The following is a 23,551-nucleotide window of genomic DNA, read 5'->3' as shown; positions in this document are numbered from 1 at the left end:
TTCCCGGCTGGGCCCGGACCGCCAGGCCCCGGACCCGGACCAGGACGCGGCCGGTGTCGTCGCACAGATCGAGGTCGAAGGTGCGGGTGGTCCCGCCCACCGTGTCCCGGGCGGCGCGCCGCCCCCAGACCCAGAGGGCATCGCCCGGTGCGGCCAGCACCTCGACCCGGTCCACCCCGAACGGCACGAACGCCGTCCGCCCGGCGTCGGACTCCCCGGCCAGCACGCCCGCGCAGGTCTGGAAGGCCGCGTCCATCAGGCTCGGGGGCAGCCGGAGGCCCTCCGCGCCGGCGCGCGCCGCCTCGGGCAGCACCAGCCGGCCGAGCGCCTCCGCATCCCCGAGGAGCAGGTGGTCGATGGCGCGGAACGTCACGCCGTACTCGAGGCCGGCGGCCCGGAACGCGGGGTAGATCTCGGCCGGGTCCCGCCGCCGTCCACCCCAGGCGGCCCGCATCCGCGCGAGGTCGACGGATGCCGGTGCCGCCTCGCACGGCACCACCGAGCCCGTGCACAGGTCGGCGGGCCCGGCGTCCTCGCCGACGACGGACACCCGGAAGCCGACCGCGTCCGCGGAGTCCTGTCGGAGCGTCACCTCCAGCTCGCGCGGCCGGTCGTGGACCTGGAACGGCCGCATCCAGACGACGTCCGCGAGGGCCACACCGGTGCGGTGCCCCAGCGGCCCGCCCCCCGAGGCGACTGCCGCCAGGGCCATCTCCAGGTACGCGGCGCCCGGCAGCGTCCGCACGCCGTGCACCAAGTGGTCCCGCAGGACCAGCTCGTCACCGGTGAAGGTCGAGCCGTGGCGGCTGCCCACCGACTCCGCCGCGTCCGGGTCCGCCGGCGGGAGGAACCCGCCGGCCGGAGGGGGTACGGGAGCGGGCGTGGGCTCGGGGCTCGCCGCCACCCAGTAGCGCTCCTTGGCGAAGGGATAGGTGGGAAGCGGAATGCGGAAGGGCTTGCGCGGGGCGTGGACCAGGGCCCAGTCCACGGCACGGCCGCCGGCCCATGCCTCCGCCACGCCCTGCCAGGCACGGACGGAGATCAGGGACCGGACGAGGTCGCGGTCCTCCTCGCTCTGCTCGTCCCAGCTCGACGGCTCCGCGACCCGGCCACGGAAGACCTCGACGGTGCCGTCGTCTCCGAGATGGGTCCTCAGACCCCGGGCCACCGCGTCGAGGGAGTCGGCCGTAAAGGCCAGCCGGCACTCCAGCGCCGCTCGCCCCACCTGGAGCGAGAAGGACAGGTCGGACAGACCGAGGCGCGGCTGCTCCTCGACGAAGGCGAGCAGATCACGTGCCCGGGTGTCCAACTGCCCTTCCGACGCGGCGGACAGGACGATCAGGACTGCCGATGATCCGGCGTGTTCGGTCGTGTCACGCATGGCGATATTCCTCCAGCACCACGTGGGCGTTCGTTCCGCTGAATCCGAAGGAGCTGACCGCTGCCCGCCTCAGCTCGTGGCCGTTCCCCGCTTCCCAGAACTGGAGGTCCCGGCTGATGGTCAGCGGGCAGTCGTCGGATTCGAGGAGCTCGTTGGGCGTCTCCACGTGGAGGGACGGGACGAGCAGGCCGTGGCCCAGGCCCAGCAGCACCTTGTGCACACCGGCGATGCCGGCGGCAGCGGAGGTGTGGCCGATGTTGCTCTTCACCGAGCCGATCGCGCACGACCCGGGGGCGACGCCACGCTCACGGTAGACCGTGCTCAGGGCGTCGAGCTCGATCGCGTCCCCGAGGGTTGTGCCCGTACCGTGCGTCTCGACGTAGCCGATGGACGCGGCATCGACCCCGTACCTGTCGTAGACCGAACGGAACAATTCCATTTGGCTGTTGGCACTGGGAGCGGTGATGCCGTTGGTCTTGCCGTCCTGGTTCGTACCCGAGGCCACGACCACTCCGCGGATGTGGTCGTGATCGGCCTCGGCGTCGCTCAGCCGCTTCAGCACGAGGGCACCGACGCCCTCGCCCGGCACGAACCCGTCGGCTCCCCGGTCGAACGACCGGCACCGGCCCGTGGCCGAGAGCATCCGCGCTCCCGACATCCTCACATAGGTGCCCGGAAGCAGGTACAGCGAGACGCCTCCGACGAGTGCGATGTCGATCTCACCGCTGGCCAGTGCCTGCTGGGCGAGGTGCAGGGCGACGAGCGAGGACGAGCAGGCGGTGTCGAGGGCGATCGCCGGGCCCTTGAGGTTGAGGAAGTAGGCGATGCGCGCGGCGGCGATGGCATTGCTGCTGCTCGTCGCGACGGTGTCCTCGCCGCTGTCGTTCCCGGACACCAGGAAGCTGTACTCGTTGCCGCTGATCCCCAGGTAGACACCGCACTTCATCCGGCCCAGCGATCCGGGGTCGTAGCCGGCGTCCTCGAACGCCCGGTACGCCTCCTGCAGGAACAGGCGGTGCTGCGGGTCGATCCCTTCCGCTTCGGCCGGCGATATGTTGAAGAACAGCGGATCGAAGCAGTCCGCGTCCTGCAGGTGGCCCATCGCGTTGCAGTAGGTCTTGCCCTTCTGGCCGGGGCGGGGGTCGTAGTAGCGGGACATGTCCCAGCGCTCCGCGGGCACTTCGCGCACGGAGTCACGGCCGTCGCGGAGGTTGGCCCAGTACTCGCGGAGGTTCTCCGCGTCCGGGTAGCGCCCGGACATCCCGACCACCGCCACGCGGTCCGAGCGGGGGGAGGCGGACGGGGCGTCCACGGACACCGGCGGAGCGCGCTCGGGCTCCGGCCCGGTCACGACGGCCGATTCGCGTGCCGGCTCGGGCTCGGGTTCGGGCTCCGGCTCGGGTTCGGATTCCGGCTGGGGCTCTGGTTCAGGGTCCGGTTCGGGCTCCGGCTCCCGCTCCCGCTCGGGGGTAGCCGCGTGGCCGGCCGGCAGCTGCTGCTCCACATGGGCCGCCAGCTCCACCACCGACGGGTAGTCGTACAGCCGCGTCGCCGTCAACGACGTGCCGTACGCCTTGTTGATCGCCTTCACCCACTCCACCCCGATGATGGAGTCAAGCCCCAACTCCACGAAATTGCGCCGCGGATCGACCTCGCTCTCCGACAGGAACAGCACCGCCGCCAGCTCCGCCCGCAACTCCTCCCGCAGCACGCGCGAAGACCGGTCCGACATGGCGGGAGGTACCGCGGAGGAAACCTCGGTCCGGGGAACGGCTGTCGCCTGCGGCACGACAGCAGGCACCGGCTCCGGCTCCGGCTCCGGCTCCGGCTCCGGCTCCGGGGTAGCCGCGTGGCCGGCCGGCAGCTGCTGCTCCACATGGGCCGCCAGCTCCACCACCGACGGGTAGTCGTACAGCCGCGTCGCCGTCAACGACGTGCCGTACGCCTTGTTGATCGCCTTCACCCACTCCACCCCGATGATGGAGTCAAGCCCCAACTCCACGAAATTGCGCCGCGGATCGACCTCGCTCTCCGACAGGAACAGCACCGCCGCCAGCCCCGCCCGCAACTCCTCCCGCAGCACGCGCGAAGACCGGCCCGACATGGCGCCCCGGGCCGGCACCGCCGTCGGAGCGGGCGGCGGAGAGGACGCAGCAGCCGGCCGCCCGGCCGCCTCGCCGGTGCCTGTAAGCACGACGTTGCGCGGCTTGCCCGCCGGAGCCGTCGTCCGGAGCGCCGGGGCGCCCGGGTCCGCGAGACGGATCCGGGGCTTTCCGGTGACGCTGCTCAAAGCGGCCGACACCGCGGGTTCCCGCACGTCGACGACCGGGGGTGCCGGGCGGACCGAAGGGAGCGAGGGCGTCGAGGGAGCAGCGGGAGCCGGTGCGGAGGTAGGCGCGGCCGGCCGTGCCGGGGCGCCGCGCCCGTCGGTGACCCAATGCGGCGGGCGCGCGAAGGGGTAGCCGGGGAGGGAGACAATGGCGGGAGTGTCGGGGGTGAACAGCGCCGGCCAGTCCGGCACGGCGCCCCGGCAGTAGAGCTCGCCCAGGGCCGCGCACACCTCCCGGTACCGCTCCGCCGTCACCTCGGGCGCCCGGAGCACGTCCAGCAGTGCCCGTGCCTGGACGTCCGACAGCGAACGCTCCTGCTCGCGGGGGACCTCACCGCGCCCGACCATGGGGTGCTGCTGGCCGCTCCCGGCCGCGGACAGCGCGGCGAGGACGTCGTCGGGACCGCTGACGACGACGGAGCAGCGGTGGGCGAAGTGCTGCCTGCCCTCCATGAGGGTGTAGGCGGTGTCCCGCAGCCGCCGGTGGTCCAGTTCGCCGTGCGCGAGGGCCGCCCGGAGGTCCTCGGCGCGGCGCCGCAGTGCCTCCGGAGTCTTGGCGGACAGCAGGAGCAGGACCGGAGTCTCGGCGGCCGGGGTCCGGCGGACGGGCTCGGGGACGTTCTCCACCACCATGTGGACGTTGGTCCCGCTCATGCCGAAGGAGCTGACCGCGCCGAGCCTCGTCCCCGTGGTGGGGTCGGCCGGCCACGGCTTGGCCGTCTTGTTGACGTAGAAGGGGCTGTCCTTCCAGCTGATGTAGTCGCTGTCCTGCTCGCAGTTCAGGCTCGCCGGGACGACGCCGTGCCGGACCGACTGGACCAGTGCGATCAGGCTGACCAGCCCGGAGGCGGCCAGGCTGTGGCCGACACCGGATTTGGTGGAGGTCAGCGCGCAGAAACCGGTCTTGTCCGTCCGCTCCCGGTACGCCTCGTTCAGGGCGTTCACCTCGACCGGGTCGCCGAGCCGGGTCCCCGTGCCGTGGGCCACCAGGTGTCCGATGCGCTCGGGGTCGATGGCGTGCCGCTCGTAGACCTGGCGGTAGAGCCGCGTCTGGGCCGCCCCGTTCGGAGCGGTGATGCCGTTGGTGCGGCCGTCGTAGTTCATGCCGCTGCCGCGGATGACCGCCAGGACGCGGTCGCCGTCGGCTTCCGCCCGGGACAGCCGCTTGAGGACGAGGGCAGGGACCGCCTCGCCGAGGACCATGCCGTCGGCCCGCTCGTCGAAGGCGCGGCAGACTCCGCTCTCCGACAGCATCCCGGACCTGCCCATCTCGGCCAGGCCGCGCGCGGTGGTCGCCAGGTTGACGGCGGCGACCACCGCGGTGTCGCACTCGCCGGCGCGCAGGCTCGCGCACGCCTGGTGGGCGGCCGTCAGACCCGAGGAGCAGGCGGTGTTGACCGTCAGCACCGGGCCGGAGAAGTCGAGGAGGTAGGCCAGCCGTGCGGCCATGATCGCCTCGTGCTGGGCGGTGATGCCGCCCTCTCCCCCGGTCAGCTGGGCGTAGTCGCCCTGTTCGGCGCCGACGAACATGCCGATCGCTCCGGCACGCAGCCGGCGTTCGCCGTAGCCCGCGTCCTCCAGGGCGCGCCAGGCCTCCTGGAGCAGCAGCCGCTGTCGGGGGTCCATGGTGCGCGCCTCGCGGGGCGATATCTCGAAGAACGCGGCGTCGAACTCAGCGACGCCCGGTACGAAGCCGCAGCGGACGGGGTCCGGCAGCCCGGCCTCGGGTCCCTCCCAGTCGGCCTGCCGGTCCGCCGGGACGGTTGTCAGCGCGTCCCTGCCCTGTGCGAGGTTTTCCCAGAACTCCTCGACGGTCCGGGCGGCGGGGAACCGGCCGCTCATGCCGATGACGGCGATGGGCTCCGGTTCCGTGTCGGCCGGGCGCCGCGAAGTGGTGTCCGGCGCGGTGCGGTCCCCGAGCGCGGTGCGGTCCCCGAGCGCGGTGCGGTCCCCGAGCGCGGTAAGGGGTACCGCTGCCTCCGGGCGGAGCCGTCGGCCCAGTTCCGCTCCGTGGTCCGCGCTCAGATGGGCGACCAGTTTCTCGGGGGTGGGGTAGGAGAAGAACACAGACGGCAGCACCTCGATCGCGAGGCTCTCCCCCAGGACCCTGGCCAGCTTGACCAGGCTCACCGAGTCGAACCCGAGCTCGGAGAGGTTCTCGTCGGCGTGGATCTGCTCACGGGACACCTTCAGGACCTCGACGATGGCCGTCCTGAGGGCCGAGAGGACCAGCGCCTCGACGTCCGCGGCACTGCTGCTGCCGGTGTCCTCGCTGGCTGACATGTCCTGCCTTTCCGCGGTGTGCGAAATGTGCGCCGCGCGGGGCGCGCCGGAGCGGTGTGGGGCTGCGGCCGGGCGGTCCTCGCTTCGCGGGGCCGCCGGCGCGGGGTCGGTGGCGAGCATGCGCCGTATCCGCGGCGGATCGCCGGCCAGGACGATCTGCTGCGTCTGGTCCTGGCCAAGGAGGCGTTCGAAGAGCACGAGGCCCTCGTCCGCCTCCAGCAGGCGCAGTCCGCTGGAGGACAGGTACAGCTCGATGCCGGCGGCGTCGTCGAATCCCATTCCGCCGCCGTTCCACAGCGGCCAGTTGACGGCGACCGTGGCTCCGGACGACGCTCCCCGGCGCACCTGCTCGTCGCGGTGGCGCGCGTAGGACGTCTGGAAGCGGTTGGCCACCGCGTAGGCGCAGCCGCCGAAATCGCCGAGGACCGCCGAGGTCGACGAGAAGTAACAGAGGAAGTCGAGGGGTTCCGCGGCCAGCACCTCGTCGAGCACGCGCGTGCCGTCCACCTTGGCGGAGAGCACGTGCTGGAAGGACCGGGCGTCGGCGGTGGCCAGCGAAGTGCCCTCGGGGACTCCCGCGGCGTGGACGGCGCCGTGGATCGGGCCGAAGCGCTCGTGCGCCGCTGCCACCGCCTCCCGCATGGCCTGCCGATCGGCGACGTCGGCCTGTCGGTAGTGGACCTCGCCGCCCAGCGACTCGATCCGGGCGAGCTCGGTCCGCTTGCGGGCGTCGAGGGGGGAGCGTCCGGTCAGCACCAGCCGGGCCGACCAGTTCCTGGCCAGGTGCTCGGCGACCAGGAGGCCGAGCCCGCCGGTGCCCCCCGTGATGAGGTACGTGCCGTGGGGCCTGAGGAGGTGCCGGCCGGGCCGGTCCGGACTCGGCTGGACCCGGCTGACGTGGCGGGCACCGGCGCGGTAGAGCGCGCTGCCGGACGTGCCTGCCGCCCACTCGTCCCACAGGCGGGCGAACCAGAGGTCGCGGGGCGTCCTGTCGGGCGTGTCCCGGGCGTCCTCCAGGATCGCGGCGAACCGCACGCCGGGCAGCGCCCGCCCGAGGGAGCGGTCGAAGCCGAGCCATGACTCCGCGTACGCCCGCTCGACGCCGTCGCGGAACTCTCCCGCCTGCAGCACGTTCCCCACCGGCAGCCCCGACCCGGCGATCGCCTTGAGGAGGTGCACGGTGTCGGTGTAGGAGCCTGGTTCCGCTGCGTCGTCCAGGGGCCACAGGTTCAGGACGGCGTCGACGGCGCCGTACCGCGCCCGGATGTCCTCGAATACCCGCGCGTAGTCGTCCGGGTTGCGGCGAGCGGCTTGGTAGGAGTCCCCCGAGGTCCGGGCGAACCCCTCCCCCGGCGTGACGAACAGCAGGGTGACCTCGGCGCCGGAGTGGTCGCCGGCTCCGGAGGCGCGGGCCGGCCCGGGCCGGAACGCCGGGTCGGGGCTGAGACAGACCACGGTGCACGGCGCACCGGCGGCCACGCGGGCGTCGGGCAGCGCCTGCGGCTGCCAGGTCTCCGTGAAGAGGAGGGGGACCGGATTCCGGTCGCCGCCCGCCGCCGCGGGGACGGACGGTACCGCCGTGCCGCCCGAGGCGAGGGCCGCGGCCGAGCGCGCGGTGTCGATCCAGTACCGGTTCCTGGCGAACGGGTAGGAGGGCAGGGCGACCCGGGGCGGGCACCCGTTCGCGTGCAGGGCGTGCCAGTCGACCGGGCCTCCGTCGACCCAGAGCGCCAGCAGCGCCGGGAGGCCCCGCCCGGCCTGCGCGCCGGAGGCGCCCGGGCCGGCCTGCGCGCCGGAGGCGCCCGGGCCGGCGGCCGAGGTGCGGGCCCTGCCGCGGAACAGGCCCTCGGCGTCCTGGCGTCCCTCGGCGAAGTCGCGGAGGCGGACGACCAGGTCCGGCATCGCGGTCACGACGAGCCCGAGCCGCTCCCGCATGGCCTCGCGCCCCACCTGGAGCGTGTGGGCGAGTGCGGGCAGGTCTCCGGTCGAGAGGTCCTTCCGCTCGATCCAGTCGGCGAGTTGCGCCGCCTTCTCGGTCAGGCGCTCGGCGGTACGGGCCGACAGGACGACCGGCACGCCACCGGGGGCCGCATCGCGGTCCGGTGCGCCGCCCGGGGACGGCCGGTACTCCTCGACGACCAGGTGGGCGTTGGTACCGCCGGCGCCGAACGAGGAGATGCCGGCGGTCCGGTGGAGCTCGCGCTCCTCGCCGTCGACGGTGACGACCGGCCGCCTCCAGTCGGCGAGGGTCTGCTGGACGGTGAAGGGAGTGCCGGCGAAGTCGATGTTCGGGTTCGGTTCTGCGGAGTGGATCGAGGGGGCGATCTTGCCGTGCCTCATCTGGAGCAGCACCTTGGTGAGTCCGGAGATTCCGGCGGCGCTCTCGGCATGGCCGATGTTGCTCTTGACCGAACCGATCGCGCAGCCCCGGTCGTCACGGGCGTGCGCGCGGAAGACGCGGGTGAGTCCGGCGATCTCGATCGGGTCCCCGAGCGCGGTGCCGGTGCCGTGCGCCTCGATGTAACCGACCGCGTTCGGGTCGATGCCGGCCTCCCGCCAGGCGTCGGCGACCACCCGGGCCTGGACGGCCGGGCTGGGGACGGAGTAGCCGTTCGTCCTCCCGCCGTGGTTGACGGCGATGCCCCGGATGACCCCGTGGATGTGGTCGCCGTCCTTCACGGCCCGGTCCAGGGGCTTGAGCAGGACGGCGCCCACGCCTTCGCCCGGGACGTATCCGTCGCCGCCTTCGCCGAAGCTCTCGCACCGGCCGGTGCTGGAGGCGAAGCGGCTCTGGCCGAGGAGCAGGTACTTGTTGGGGTGCACCGACACGTTGACCCCTCCGGCGACGGCCATGTCGCAGGCACCGGACCTGATGGCCTGGCACGCCAGGTGGAGGGCGGTAAGCGAGGAGGAGCACATGGTGTCGACGCTCAGGCTGGGGCCCTGGAAGTCGAAGAAGTACGAGACCCGGTTGGCGACGCCCGAGATGTTCCCGGGCACGGTCACCGGGTTGCCGAGGACCTGCTCCTGGGCTCCGTACAACTGGTATTCCGAGTACATGACACCGGCGTAGACGCCGATGACGGGCGGGCGGCCGGAGTCCGTCGGCTCCTTCAGCCGGTCCGGGGTGTATCCGGCGTCCTCCACGGTCTCGTGGACGCACTGGAGGAACAGGCGCTCCTGCGGGTCCATCCGCTCGGCGTCGACGGGTGAGATGTTGAAGAACAGGGGGTCGAACTCGTCGACCCCGTCCAGGAATCCGCCCCACTTGCTGTACGTCTTGCCTGGCGCGTCGGGATCCGGGTCGAAGTGCGGCCGGTGGTCCCACCGCTCGGCCGGTATCTCCGTGACGCAGTCGCGGCCGGCGGCCAGGTTGGCCCAGAACTCGTCCAGTGTGCGGGCCTCCGGGTAGCGCCCGGCCAGTCCGATGACCGCGATGTCCAGGCCCTGCCTCTCGGAGGGGGCGGGAAGGGGCCGGGTGACGGCCTCGGGGGGCGTCCCAGTCCCGCGTCCCGACCACCTCGTCGAGGTCAGGGGCTTGCGCCGCAGGGGGGCCGCGCGCCGTGCGGCGGTCGGGGCCGCCGCCGGGGGTACGGGGGCCGCCGGGGACGCGGCGGCTTCCCCGGCGAGGGCTGCGACCTCGGACCGCCGGGTGGCGGCCAGGTGCCGGGCCAGCTCGCGGGGGGTTCCGAACTCGAAGAACAAGGTGGCGGGCAACGGGCCGAGGTCCGCTTCCATCCGTTCCGTCATGGTCACCGCCATGATCGAGTCGAGGCCGAAGCCCTCGAAGGCCGACCCGGCGTCGACGCTGGCGAGGGGGAGCTTGGTGACCTCGGAGAGAAGGCGTGCGAGGTACCCGCTCGCCTTCTCCTCGAGGTCCTCGAGCAGGTCGCTGTCGTAGTCCGTCACGCGTCGGTCCCATCGGTGGAGAGGGCGGTGTACTGCCACTGCGTCGAGCCGGAGGCACCGCTCCGGGTGCCGTCGGCGGGCCGGGCCGCGACCCTCACCTCGCCGTACTCGGAACGCAGGACCCGGTGGAGGTCGTCGAAGGCCGGCTCCTCCGGCAGACCGTCTTCGTGCGACGGCCGCAGGACGGACTGGCTGTGCCCGGAGCGCAGGCCGGCGACGACGAGGCCCTGCCGGTACGGCGGGTAGGCGGCCAGGAAGGCGTTCGCCGCGGCGCCGGCGCCCCGGCCGGCGGCGCCGTCCGCCCCGGGCGGGGCGGCGAGCGTCACGAAGAAGTCCAGCGGGACCGCCGCGGTCGCGGCGTCCAGGTTCACCGCGCCTGCGGTCTCCGCGGCCAGGGCGTCCAGGAACGCGTGGTCCGGGGTGTCGGCGATGAGCGCACCGCCGGCCGTCCCGGCGACATGGATGACCCCGTCGATGCCCCCCTGGCGCTCCAGGATCCGCGCGACCAGCGCGCTCGCCTCGGAGGGGTCGCAGAGGTCGGCCCGCTCGAAGAGCACCGTTCCCCGGTCCGCCTGCCCCGGCTGCGTCGGCGACGCGGCGGGGGCAGGAGCAGAGCTTCCGGCGAGGACCACGGTCGCGTTACCCGTCTGTGCGGCGATTTCCCGCGCGACCGCGTGGGCGGGTCCGTCCACACCGCCCGCGACGAGATAGACCCCGTCCTCCTTCCACGGCAGCCCGTCGGCACCGGAGCGGGCCTCGTCCTCGGCCCAGACCGGCACCTCGCGGCGGCCGTCGGAGTACCGCACCAGCGGCTCCTCGGGGCATCCCCGGTTCTCCCTGACGCGCGCCGCGGCACGCTCGGGGGTGTCCGTCCGGTCCAGTACGACGACCTGGCCGGTGACGGCCGGGTTCTCCGGACCGGCCGTCCGCAGGACCGCTTCGAGCGCGGGGAGCAGCGCCGCGTCCGGCGTGCCGGGGACCACCAGCTGCACGTGGTGCGGGCCGGTGGCTCCGCGCACCAGGGAGCGCAGGTGCGCCAGGACCTGCCGGGCGCAGTCGGTGTAGCGGCCGTACGGGTCTTCGCCCGCTCCGCTCAGGAGGAAGACGTCGGCGTCGTCGCCGCGCAGGAGGGGCTCCAGCTCCGGGAGTCCCGCGAGCAGCACGGTCGGACGTGCGGCGGGCGGGCCCGACGATCGGGCGGGGGCGGGCCGGTGTCGCCATTGCCGCCTCAGCAGGGTTTTCCCCCCGGCGCTGTCCGCCGTGTCCCCGGCGGCGGCCGGGGCGGGGAGCTCCTCGGCGGGACCGGCTCCGAGGGCCGCGGGCCCGTCGTGGCCGTGCGCCACCGGACCGAGGGAGAGCCCTCCGATCCGGATGCGCACCCGGCCCTGCTCGTCGGCCAGGTCGAGGTCGAAGCAGGGCACCCGCCCGTGGTGGTCGTGCTGGACGCAGGGCCGGATCCAGGCCCACATCGAGGGTGTGCAGGCGTCGAGGACGAGGACTTCCTCGATGGCGCCCACCACCGCGGATGCGCCGTCGGCGGGCGCGCCCTCCCGCCCGGCCGGTTCGCCGAGGAGGTCGGTGCACGCCCGCACGGCGGAGTCGAGCAGGCCCGGGTGGAGGACGAGGGCGTCGTCCACCTCCCGCGCCGGATCCGTCAGCGCCAGCCGGACGAGGGAGTGCCCGGACTGACGGCAGCTCATGCGCAGGGCGGCCAGGTCGAGCACGGTCTCTTCGGCCCCGTCCGCGAAGAAGAGGACTCCCGAGGCGTGCTCGGCGGCTTCGAGGCCGCGGTCCCCGCCCGGCCGGGTGCCGGTGATCTTGAACCTGATGTCGCCGTCGTCCTGCGGGCGCAGCCCGATGTGCGCCTCGCGGGGTCCGCCGGCCGGATCGAGCGGCTGCGCGAACACGACGTCGCGCAGCACGGCGGGTGCCGAGGGGGTGACGGCGCTGTGGCTGCTCAGGCAGCCGGCAGCCAGGGCCATCTCCAGGAAGGCCGTGCCCGGCACGACGCGGGTGGTGCGCTCGCCCAGGAAGGGCTCCACTCCGGTCACCAGGGAGGTGAAGCGCTGCTCCGTGAAGTCGGACGTGTTGACCTGCGCCAGCGGGTGCAGCGGGGCCGGCCCGGCGAGGGCGGCCGGTTCGGCGGCGGAGGGGCCGTCGAAGGCGTGGTACCGCTCGGACGCGAAGGGGTAGGCCGGCAACGCGACCCTGCGCGCCCGCGCGGTGCCCGGGAGCGAGCCCCAGCGCACCGGGACGCCGCTGACCCACAGTTCGAGCAGCTTCTCGTACTTCCCCTTCTCGGCCCACGCCGCGATCATCACGTCGAGGTCGCTGTCCGAGGCGAACAGGCTCAGCGTCCGGGCTGCACCGACGACCGAACCGCGGACGGTCTCGCCGTCCGCCGGGCCGTCCGCCAGGAAGTGGTCGAGCTTGCGGACCAGGTCGGGTACGGAGGAGGCGACGATGCCGAGGCGCTCCTCCCGCGCTTCGCGGCCGACCTGCAGGGTGTGGGCGATGTCCCCGAGCGCGAGGTCCGCGTGCTCGGGGCGGCCCAGCCACTGTGTCAGCTGCTCGGCCCGCGCCCTCAGCTGGTCGGCCGTGCGGGCCGACAGCGGTATGACGGCCCGCGGGTCGCCGTCGGCCGGTGCGGGCCGCGGGGACTCCTGGGGGAGGTGCTCCGCCAGCACGACGTGCACGTTCGAACCGCCCGCTCCGAACGCGGACACGCCCGCGATCCTCGGGAGCGCCGCGCGTGTGCCGTCGTCCGGCACCCGGGCCGGCCACTCCGCGGCCGAGCGCTGCACCACGAACGGGGTCTGCTCGAAGTCGATGTGCGGGTTGAGCGGCGAGGCGTGCAAGGACGGGGCCAGGCGGCCGTGCTGGAGCTGGAGCAGGACCTTGGTGACTCCGGCGATGCCGGACGCGCTCTCGGCATGCCCGATGTTGCTCTTCACCGAGCCGATCGCGCAGAAGCCCCGGTCGTCGGTGTAGGGCTCGAACGCCTTGCACAGGCCGGCGATCTCGACCGGATCGCCCAGAGCGGTACCGACGCTGTTGGCGTCGATGTAGCTGACGTCCCGCGCGTTCACGCCGGCCCGCCTCAGGGCCTCGCCGATGACCTCGGCCTGGCCCACGGGGTCCGGTACCGAGTAACCGCTGGTCCTGCCGCGGTGGTTGGCGGCCGTCCCCTTGATGACCCCGTAGATCCGGTCGCCGTCGGCGACGGCGCGCTCCAGAGGTTTGAGCAGGACCGCGCCCACGCCCTCTCCCGGAGCGTAGCCGTCGCCTCCGGCACCGAAGCTGGCGCAGCGGCCGTCGCTCGACGCGAGCCGGCCCTGGCTGAGGAGCAGGTACTTGTTCGGGTGCAGCGAAAGGTTGACCCCGCCGGCGACCGCCGTGTCGCAGTCGCCCGCCTCCAGGCTCCGGCAAGCCAGGTGCAGCGCCATCAACGACGACGAGCACATCGTGTCGACGCTCATGCTGGGGCCGCCGAAGTTGAACACGTGGGAGACGCGGTTGGCGACGGAGGCGGAGCTGCCCGGTACCACGGGAGCCGCTTCGCCGTCGACCGCCTGCCCGCCGTGGAGCTGGTACTCCTGGTACATGACTCCGGCGAAGACGCCCACGCGGCCGCCGAGCAGGTTGCCGGTGCGGTCCTTGCCGACGTCCCGGACGTATCCGGCGTCCTCCAGCGTGTCGTGGACGCACTGGAGGAACAGCCGTTCCTGCGGGTCCATGACCTCCGCCTCGCGGGGGGAGATGTTGAAGAACTGCGGGTCGAAGTCGTAGGCGCCGTCGAGGAATCCGCCCCACTTGCTGTAGGACTTGCCAGGCTCTCCCACGCGGGGGTCGAAGAAGCGGCCGTGGTCCCAGCGGTCACGCGGGATCTCGGTGACGCAGTCCTCGCCGGCGGCGAGGTTCTGCCAGAACTCCCGGACGTCGCGCGCCCGGGGGTAGCGGCCCGCCAGTCCGATGATCGCGATGTCGCCGGCGGCCTTGCGCGGGCCGGGATCGAGCGGGCGCCCGGCCGGGGCGGCGGCGGGCACCGGCCAGGTGCGTCCGGTCGCCGCGGCGGACCGATCGGGGGTGCCGGGAGGGGCGGCCGGCTCCCGCCGGTCCCCACCGCCCGGGTGGACGAGTTCGGCGACCTGGCGGGGACGGGTGGCGAGGAGGTGGCGGGTGAGGGCGGTGATGGTCCGGTACTCGAAGAACAGGGTCTTCGGGAGCGAGCCGAAGACCTCTTCGAGGGTGCGGGTCATCTCCATGGTCATGACGGAGTCGACGCCGTACTCCTCCAGCGGTGCCTCGGCGTCGATCCGGTCGGCGGGCAGGTCGATGACCGAGGACAGGAGCCGCTTGAAGTAGCCCACCGCCCGCTGCTCGGCGGCCTCGTCCAGGCAGTCGGCGGGCGAGCCCGCGGCGGGCCCGGCCGGGGTCCGCGCGTCCCCGTCGGGGGTTTGCGTGCCGTCCCGGGGGCCCTGCGCGGGCGCGGGGTGCGGCGAGGTCAGGGGCAGGGGTGCGGGACCGTCCACGAGGAGTCCGGCGAGGAGGGTCGTGGCGATCCGGCGGGGGTCGCCGGAGAGGACCATCACGTGGTCGGACGGCGAGGCCAGGGACCGGTACAGAGCACGCACCCCGTCCTTGTCCGGCAGGGGCACGAGCCCGAAGCGCTCGCGCAGCGACCGCTCGGTCGGCTCGTCGACGCCCATGCCGCCACCGCTCCACAGGGGCCAGGCGACCGACACGCTCCTCCCCTGCCGCTCACCCAGGGCCACCAGCGCGTTGCGGTGCGCCGCGAAGGCGTCCATGAAGGCGTTCGCCGTCGCGTAGTCGGCCTGCCCGACATTGCCCAGGGCGCCGGCCACCGAGGAGAAGGCGACCAGGAAGTCGAGGTCCTCGTTCCGGGTGGCCTCGTCCAGGTGCACCAGCCCGGCCACCTTCGGTGCCAGCACCCGGGAGAACTCGGCCGCGTCCTTCTTGATGACGAAGGAGTCGCTGGTGAGCCCGGCCGCGTGCAAGATGCCGTCGATCCGGCCGTACCGGGCCCGGGTCTCCCGCACGAGCCGGTCGACATCTTCCCGGACGGCCACGTCGGCCTGGAGGTAGACCGCCTCCGCGCCGCGCTCGCGCAGCCCTTCGAGCACCTGGTCCTTCCGGGCGTCGTGGGGAGCGCGGCCGACGACCACGATGCGGGCCCCGTGGGCGCGCTCCGCGATGTCCCGGGCGAAGACCGTGCCCAGTCCGCCGGCGCCCCCGGTGATCAGGTAGACACCCCCGTCCTTCCAGGGGGACTCCGCCGCACGGTGGAAGGTGTCGTCCGCACGCCACTTCAGGACCTGGCGGACGCCGTCGAGATAGCGCACCCCGGAGTCCGGGAGGACCCCGCGGTCCGCCGTCACGCGGGAGGCCGCGCGCTCCGGCGCTTCCCGCGGGTCCACCAGCACCATCTGCCCGAGCAGTCTCGGGTTCTCCAGTCCGGCCGACCGCAGCACGGCGGCCAGTCCCGTCCACAGCGGTGTGCCGGTGGCGGCGGCGACCAGCTGCACCCTGACGGGGTGGTGCGCGGGCTCGCCGAGCAGCTTTTTGACCTCGGCGAAGACCCTCAGCGCGTGGTCGGTGTAGCGGCGGCCGAGGTCCGCGGCGCCCGACTCCAGCCGGACCACGCGCGCGGTGTCCCGCGCTTCCAGGGCTTCGGCCACATCGGGGAGGTCCACGACCAGCACCAGCCCCTCCGGCGCCGCCGCGGCGGCGGGCGCGGCCGGGTCCGCGGTCACCCAGTGAGGTACGGCGAACAGCTCGCGGGGGCCCGTCGCCGCCGTCCGGGCGCGCAGGGCCACGCCCTTGAGGCGCAGGCAGACCCGCCCGTCGTCGTCGCAGACGTCGATGTCGACGCGGCGCGATCCGTCTCCCGGCCGCCCCGCCCCGTCGCGCAGCCAGGCCCACGTCTCCGGCGGGCAGGGGCCGAGGATCTCGACCTCGTCCACCGCGAACGGCAGCAGCAGCGGTTCCTTTCCGGCCGTCACGGGAGACAGTCCGGCGCACGCCTGAAGGGCGGCGTCCACCGTCGTCGGGTGGAGACCGTAGGCGTCCAGGGTGTCCCGCACCGCCTGAGGCAGCGCCACCCGGGCCAGGACCTGTCCCACGCCCGTCCACCACTGCCGCACGCCCTGGTGGCCCGGTCCGTAGTCGATGCCGCGCGCCGCGGCCGTCGCGTACAGCACGTCGGCATCGGGCCCGGGGGCCCGGCACTCGTCGCGCAGGCGCGACAGGTCGATACGGGCGTCGCCGTCGGCGGCCTCGGGTCGCGGGGTCACCTCGACCACGCCCTGGCCGTGCACCACGTCGTTGGTCCCGGCCTCCGGGTTTCCCGGGACGACGATCTCGAATCCCACCTCGCCGAGCTCCTCGGGCCGCAGCCGGACCTCGACGGTCAGCTCCGGGCCGTGCAGGGTGAGCGGCCGGGTCCAGACGACGTCGTGGATCCGCGTGACGCGGAAGGGGCCGTCGAGCGAGGCCGCCGCCGCGGCGCGCGCCAGCTCCAGACAGGCGGCACCGGACAGGACGGGGCTGCCCCCGACCCGGTGGTCCCGCAGGAAGAACTCCTCGCCGCTGTAGACCGAGGTGAACCGCTGCCCCTGGAGGGTGGAGGTGTTCGTGTGCAGGAGCGGGTGGAGCCGCCCCGGGGCCCCCGTCCGGTCCTGGTCGCCCGGAGCGCCGGCCAGCCAGTGGCGCTCGCCCTGGAAGGGGTAGGTCGGCATCGATATGCGGCACGGTGCCGGCTCGGACTCCGCGCGGAGCTTCGTCCAGTCCACCGCGGCGCCGGTCGTCCAGAGCCTCACGACATCGCCGTGCGCCCGCCGGGCGAGCGCCGCCTCCAGCGTCCGCGTCCGGTCCTCGTCCACGGCCGGGACGGCAGGGGCGGCCTGCCGCCGCTCCGCCCGGCCCCGGTGGACGTCGGCGGGCCTGGGCGCACCGTCCAGGAACGCCCGCAGCTTGGCGGCGAGGTCCGCGGGAGTCGCCACGACGAGCCCGAGGCGCTCCTCGTACTCCTCCCGGCCCGACTGGAGGGTGTGGGCGATGTCCGCGAGCTCGGCCGTGGCGCCCTCGTCCTCGGTCGTCCAGCGCAGCAGCTGTTCGGCCTGGGCGCGCAGGCCGGCGGCGGTCCGCGCGGAGAGGACGACTGCGGCAGGGCCGCCGCTCGGCGGAGGGCCGTCCGCGGGGCGGGCGGCCGGCCGGTACTCCTCGACCACGACATGGGCGTTGGAGCCCCCCGCCCCGAAGGACGAGACGCCGGCGGTCCGGGGGATCTCGGTGCCGTCGGGGCCGGTGAGGCGGCTCCAGGGTGCGAGCTCCCGCGCCACGTAGAAGGGGCTGTTCTCGAAGTCGATGTGGGGGTTGAGCACGTCGGAGTGGAGGGAGGGGGCGATCCGGCCGTGCTTCATCTGCAGCAGCACCTTCGTCAGGGCCGCGATGCCGGCCGCGCTCTCGGCGTGCCCGATGTTGCTCTTCACCGAGCCGATGGCGCAGTACTGCCTGCGGTCGGTGTGCTCGCGGAAGGCGCTGGTCAGCCCGGAGATCTCGATGGGGTCTCCGAGGGAGGTCCCGGTTCCGTGCGCCTCGACGTAGCCGATCGTTCCCGCGTCGACTCCCGCCTCGCGGAGCGCGTGGCCGATGACGCTGTGCTGTGCCCGGGGGTTGGGGACGGCGTAGCCGTTGGTCTTGCCCCCATGGTTGACCGACGTCGCGCGGATGACTCCGTGGATGATGTCGCCGTCCTCGCGGGCCCGGGCGAGCGGCTTGAGGAGGACGGCGCCGACGCCCTCGCCGGGGACGTAGCCGTCACCGCCCTCGCCGAAGCTCTCGCACCGGCCCTTGCTCGACGCGTACTTGCCGCTGCCGAGCATCAGGAACTTGTTGGGGTGCAGCGACAGGTTCACGCCGCCCGCCACGGCCAGTTCGCAGCCTCCGGTCCGCAGGCTCTGGCAGGCCAGGTGGAGTGCGGTGAGCGAGGAGGAGCACATGGTGTCGACGGCCATGCTCGGGCCGTGCAGGTCGAAGGCGTACGACACCCGGTTGGCGATGGTGGACGCGCTGCCGGACAGCGTGACGTTGCGGCCCCGCGCCTGCTCCTGGGCGCCGTAGAGCTGGTACTCCTCGTACATCACGCCGACGAAGACGCCCACGTTGCCGGGCAGGCCGCGGTCGTCGCAGCGGCTCAGCATGCCGCGCGTGTACCCGGCGTCCTCCAGCGTCTCGTGCACGCATTCCAGGAACAGCCGCTCCTGCGGGTCCATGAACGCCGCCTCGCGCGGGGAGATGTTGAAGAAGAGCGCGTCGAAGCGGTCGACGCCGTCCAGGAAGCCGCCCCACTTGGTGTACGTCCTGCCCGGCGCGTTCGGGTCCGGGTCGAAGTAGGGGCTGTGGTCCCAGCGGTCGGCGGGGATCTCGGTGACGCTGTCGCGGCCCTCGGCCAGATTGCGCCAGAGCTCCCGGACGTTGCGCGCCTGGGGGTAGCGCCCGGCCAGTCCGACGACGGCGATCTCCGTGTCCCGGGGGGCCGGCTCCCTGCGGCCTCGCCGCGCGACCGTCCGGCGGACGGTCCCGGCTGCGGCCGGGCCGCGGGTGGCGGCGGCCTGGGCCGGGGCGGCGGACGGCTCCCCGGCCTCCGCCGCGAGCAGTTCGGCCAGGCGCGGCCGATGGGCCCCGAGGAAGTAACCGGCCAGGGCGCTGATGCTCTGGTACTCGTAGAACAGCGTCTTCGACAGGGAGCCGAAGACCCCCTCCAGCAGGTTGGTCAGGTTCATCGCCATGATCGAGTCGATGCCGTACCGCTCGAGGGCGTCGTCGGGGTCGATGCGCTCGGCGGGCACGCGCAGCTCGGAGGCGAGGAGGCCGGCCAGGTGGCGGCGGGTGCGCTCCTCCAGCGTGCCCGCCGGGCCGGGGCCGCCGTCTTCCGCGGCGGCGACGGCCGGGCGTCCCGCCTCGGCGGCCGGGAGGGCGCCGCCGGCCGGCTCGGCCGCCCCGTTCGGGGCGTAGGACCGGGAGGTGAGCCCGCGGAGGCGGCAGCGCGGCACGCCGCCGTCGTCGAGGAGGTCGATGTCCAGCTTGCGGATGCCGAGGTCGGGCCGGTCGCCGTCGCCGTATCGCACCCAGGCCCACATCTGCGCGGTGCACGGCCCCAGCACGTCCAGCTCGTCGAGCGCGAAGGGGAGGTGGAGCGTGGCGGGGGCGGCGTCCGTGTCGCCGCCGTCCTGGCCGAACAGCCCGACGGTGGACTGGAGGGCGGCGTCCAGCAGGCTCGGGTGCAGGACGTACCCGTCGGCCTCCGCCGCCCCGGACGGCAGGCGCAGCCGTGCCAGGGCCTGCCCGTCGCCGGTGGCCACGCTCTCGATGCCGCGGTGCGCGGGACCGTAGTCGAGACCCATGGCGCGGTAGAGGCGGTAGCACTCCTCCGCGTCCAGCCGCGCGGCACCGCACGCCGCGCGTAGGGCGGCCAGGTCGACCGCCGCCTGCTCGCCGGCGTCGTCGAGGGCCTGTACCGTCCCCTGGCTGTGGACGACGGCGTCCGCGCCGGATGCGCCCCGCGCAGTGCCGGAGATCTCGAAGGCGACGTCCTGCGCCGACCCGTCCTCCGCGGTGTACAGCGTCGTGACCACGTGTGCCGCCGAGTCGGCGACCGTCAGGGGCCGGGCCCAGACCACGTTGCGGAGCACGGTCCGGCCGGTTTGCCCGTCGCGCGAGGACTCCAGCGCGGCCCGGGCCATCTCCAGGTACGCGGCGGCCGGCAGCACCTTGCGGCCGTCGACGACGTGGTCGGTGAGGAAGGGCTCCTCGCCCGAGAAGACCGAGCCGAAGCGCTGGGTTTCGAGGGTGGAGGTGTTGGTGTGGACGAGCGGGTGGATCCGCTCGGCGCCGGTGCCCTCGGGCGCGGGTCCCTCGGTCAGGTCGCCCACCCAGTAGCGCTCGCGGGCGAAGGGGTAGCCGGGAAGCGCGAGCATCCGGGGGCGCCGGGGGCCCTGCAGCCTGCTCCAGTCGACGCTCAGGCCCTTGACCCAGAGCCCGAGCAGCCGGTTGAACTTGCCCTTCTCGATCCACAGGTCGACGGTCGCGGCCATGTCGCCGTCGTCGCCGAGGGCCGCGAGCGCCTCCCGGTGCTCCTTGACGTTGCCGAGGTGCAGCTCCGCGATGTCTTCCTCGCCGACGGCGAACGCGGCCAGGGCGCGCGTGAGTTCGGTGTACGAGCCGACGGGAAGCGCGAGCCGCGCCTCCATCGCCTCGCGGCCGGACTGGAGGGTGTGGGCGACGGCCGCGAGGTCGACGGCGTCCGGCTCCTGCCGGAGCAGCCAGTCGAGCAGGTCGCGGGCCCGCTCCCGCAGGCGCTCGCCGTCCTTCGCCGACAGGACGATCAGCCATGGGGCGCACTCGGGCGCGGGGGTGGAGGCGGGCTCGGCCCGGCGGTACTCCGCCACGACGACATGGGCGTTGGAACCGCCGGCGCCGAAGGAGGAGACTCCGGCGACCCGGTCGCCCTCCGTCGTCTCGCCGTCGTCGCCCACGACCGTGGGCCGCGCCCACTCGGTGGTCTCCCGCTGGAGGCGGAACGGGGTCCGGGCGAAGTCGATGTTGGGGTTGGGCTCCTCCGCGTGCAGCCCTGCCGCGAGGCGCCCGTGCTCCATCTGGAGGACGACCTTGAGCAGCCCGGCGATGCCGGCGGCGGCCTCCAGATGGCCGATGTTGCTCTTCAGGGAGCCGATGGCGCAGTGCTGCCCGGAACCGGAGTCCTGGGCGAACGCCTGGGTGAGTCCGGCGATCTCGATCGGATCGCCGAGTTCGGTGCCGGTGCCGTGGGCTTCGACGAAGCTCACCTCGGCGGCGGATACGCCCGCGCGGATGAGCGCCTCGCGCACGACCTCGGCCTGGGCGACCGGGCTGGGGACCGTGTAGCCGTTGGTCCGGCCGCCGTGGTTGATGCTGCTGCCCCGCAGGACGGCGCGGATGTTGTCGTGGTCCCGCTCGGCGTCCGCCAGCCGCTTGAGCAGGACGACGGCCACGCCCTCCCCCGGCACGAACCCGTTGCCGCCGGCGCCGAAACTGCGGCACCTGCCGTCGTCCGACAGCATCCGCTTGCCGGACATGAGGGTGTAGTTCGACGGATGCAGGTAGAGGTTGACGCCACCCGTGACGGCAAGGTCGCACTCGCCGCGGCGCAGGTGCTGGATCGCCTCGTGAACGGCGCTCAGGGAGGACGAGCAGAGGGTGTCGACCGGCAGGCTGGGTCCCGTGAGGTCGAGGAGGTACGACACCCGGTTCGCCACCGAGGCGAACGAGGTCAGGGGGTGGAGCTTCTCGTTGCGCCGCCGTAGCTCGGGCCCGTACAGGTCGAAGCCGGTCTTCGAGACGCCGGCGAAGACGCCCACCCTCCGGTGGTGCGCGTCGGCCAGGCGCTGCCGGGTGTAGCCGGCATCCTCCAGCGCGTTCCAGGCCTCCTGGAGGAACAGGCGCTCCTGCGGGTCCATGTTCATCGCCTCCTGCGGGGAGACGGCGAAGAAGAGGGGGTCGAACTCGTCGAACCCGTCGAGGAATCCACCCCACTTGCCGTAGCTGAGGCCGGCCGCAACCGCCTCCTCGCGGTGGGGGTGGTAGAAGCCGTCCAACGGCCAGCGGCCTTCCGGGATCTCCGTTACGCAGTCCCGTCCGGCGGCCAGGTTCTCCCAGAACTCCCGCAGGTTGCGGGCCATCGGGAACCGTCCGCTCATGCCGATGACGGCGATCGCGTCCTCGGTGGGCGCGGCGGCGGGCGCGGACTCTTCGGGTGCCCCGGGGGCGGCCGGCGCCGTGCGTCCGGTGGCGGGGGCCGGTGCCTGCCGCCGGGTGGCGACGGCCTCCGTCGGACGCGGTGCGGCGGCGGCCTGCCGCGGCTTCCCCGTCCCCGTCCAGCCCAGGCACTCCGGTCGGCGCGTCCGCAGGAGGTGGTGGGCCAGCGCGTCCAGGGAGTTGCACTCGTACAGGAGCGTGCTGGGCAGGTCCGGGAACACCTCGGCCAGCTTGCGGTTGAGCCGGGTGACGACGATCGAGTCGATGCCGTAGGCCGCCAGCTCCGTCTGCGGGTCGATCTTCGCGGCCGGGAGGCCGATGACGGCGCCGAGCGTCTGTCCGAGCCTGCGGAGGGTCCTGCCGCGCAGCTCGTCGTCCGCCGGGTCCTCGCCCGCGGCGGCTGCCGGGACCGGCGCCGGGCCCGCGGCGGTCGCCTGCTGCCGGAGCAGCGTCCGCCGCAGGCGCGGGGCGTCGCCCTCGACGACCATCAGCTGGCGGTGGTCGGAGCCGAGGGACTCGTGGAAGGCCCCGACGCCGACCTCGGTGCGCAGTGCGCGCATCCCCGTCTGCTCCCGCAGGACCCGCTCCGTCTCCGCGTCGACCCGCATCCCGCCCTCGGCCCACAGCGGCCAGTCGAGCGAGACGCTGCGTCCCGATCGAAGCCCTCGGGCGACCAGCTCGCCCCGGTGGTGCGCGAACGCGTCCAGGAAGGCGTTGGCGGCGGCGTAGTCGGACTGGCCGACGTTGCCCGTGACCCCCGCCGTCGAGGAGAACAGGGCGAAGAAGTCGAGCGCGTCGTCCTTGCTGGCGGCGTCCAGGTTGAGGGCGCCGGCCGTCTTGGGGGCGAGGACCTCGCGCAGCTCCTCGGCGGTCTTGTGCACCACGAAGCCGTCCCTGAGCACGCCGGCCGCATGGATGATGCCGTGGACGGCACCGTGCTCACGGCGCACGGCGGCCAGATAGGCCTCCACGCCCTCAGGGTCGGCCACGTCGAGCCGGGCGTAGTCGACCCGCGCGCCGGGGCGGTTCAGGCTTTCCAGCAGGCGGCGCCGGCCCTCGTCGAGTGCGGAGCGACCGCTGAGCAGGACGGACGTGTTCCGTACGGATCCCAGCAGGTCCCGGGCGAAGACCTGGCCGAGGCCGCCCAGACCGCCGGTGATGACGTAGGTCCCGCCTTCCCGCCAGGGCAGGGCGGTGGGCCCGGAGCTCGGCAGCTCCTCCCAGTGCAGCACCTCGCGGACTCCGCCCCGGAAGCGCACGGCGCGGTCGTTGCCGCGGTCGCGGCAGGCCAGGATCCGGAGCGCGGTGGCATCCGGCTCGGCGGCCGGGTCGACGAGGACCAGCTGGGGCACGATCCGGGGGTTCTCCAGGCCGGCGCTCCTGATCAGGCCGATCAGCCCGGACAGGAGGGCTTCCTCGCCGCTCAGGGGGCAGACGAGCTGCACCAGCGTGGCAGGCAGGTCCAGGTCTCCGGCCGGCCGGCGGAGTGCGGTGAGCACCTGGCCCGCGAGGTCGGCGTAGCGGTCCGCGAGCCCGGCGGCCCCGGACAGCAGCAGCCGCACGTCGGTACCGGCCTCCTGGCGGAGCAGCGCGGACGCGAGGTCCGGCGTCCCGGCGAGGAGCACCATGTGTCCCGGGGTCCGCCCGGTCGCGACGCCGTCGGCCGCCCGCCAGACCGGGTGGCACCGCAGCAGGTCGGTCGGCTGCTCCGCGTCCGGGGTGTCCGCGGTTGAGTCCGCCTGTTCCTGACGGCCCCTCAGGTATCGCTTGACGTCCTCCTTGGAGACGCGATCGGCCTTGAGATCCAGCAGGAGCCGTTCCAGCCGGCTGTCCAT

3 protein-coding genes (1 of these 3 only partly in view) are annotated in these 23,551 nt (G+C 73.8%); all 3 read right to left on the bottom strand.

Annotation, left to right across the window (positions count from 1 at the left end; genetic code table 11):
- Tightly spaced (each overlapping or abutting the next), the 3 genes in view from AB0P41_RS29155 to AB0P41_RS29145 form a layout consistent with a single transcriptional unit that may run on beyond the window.
- Nucleotides 1-1,381, bottom strand: the 5' portion of a protein-coding gene (locus tag AB0P41_RS29155; RefSeq protein WP_365935033.1) for an SDR family NAD(P)-dependent oxidoreductase. Its footprint begins 7,547 nt before the window's first position; the window shows 1,381 of its 8,928 coding nt (coding positions 1-1,381); it begins with the start codon at nt 1,379-1,381; the stop codon falls past the left edge of the window.
- Nucleotides 1,374-9,902: an SDR family NAD(P)-dependent oxidoreductase gene (locus AB0P41_RS29150; protein WP_365935030.1), complete on the bottom strand. Its 8,529-nt coding sequence runs from the start codon at nt 9,900-9,902 to the stop codon at nt 1,374-1,376. Before AB0P41_RS29150 ends, AB0P41_RS29155 begins: the two co-directional genes overlap by 8 nt.
- On the bottom strand, nt 9,899-23,551 hold the full coding sequence (locus AB0P41_RS29145; protein WP_365935029.1) for an SDR family NAD(P)-dependent oxidoreductase: 13,653 nt from the start codon (nt 23,549-23,551) through the stop codon (nt 9,899-9,901). Before AB0P41_RS29145 ends, AB0P41_RS29150 begins: the two co-directional genes overlap by 4 nt.

The organism is Streptomyces sp. NPDC079167 (genome assembly GCF_040686735.1).
In the GTDB taxonomy this organism is placed as follows: domain Bacteria; phylum Actinomycetota; class Actinomycetes; order Streptomycetales; family Streptomycetaceae; genus Streptomyces.
The sequence above is the reverse complement of the archived record's forward strand: the minus strand, read 5'-3'. Positions and strand labels throughout refer to the sequence as shown.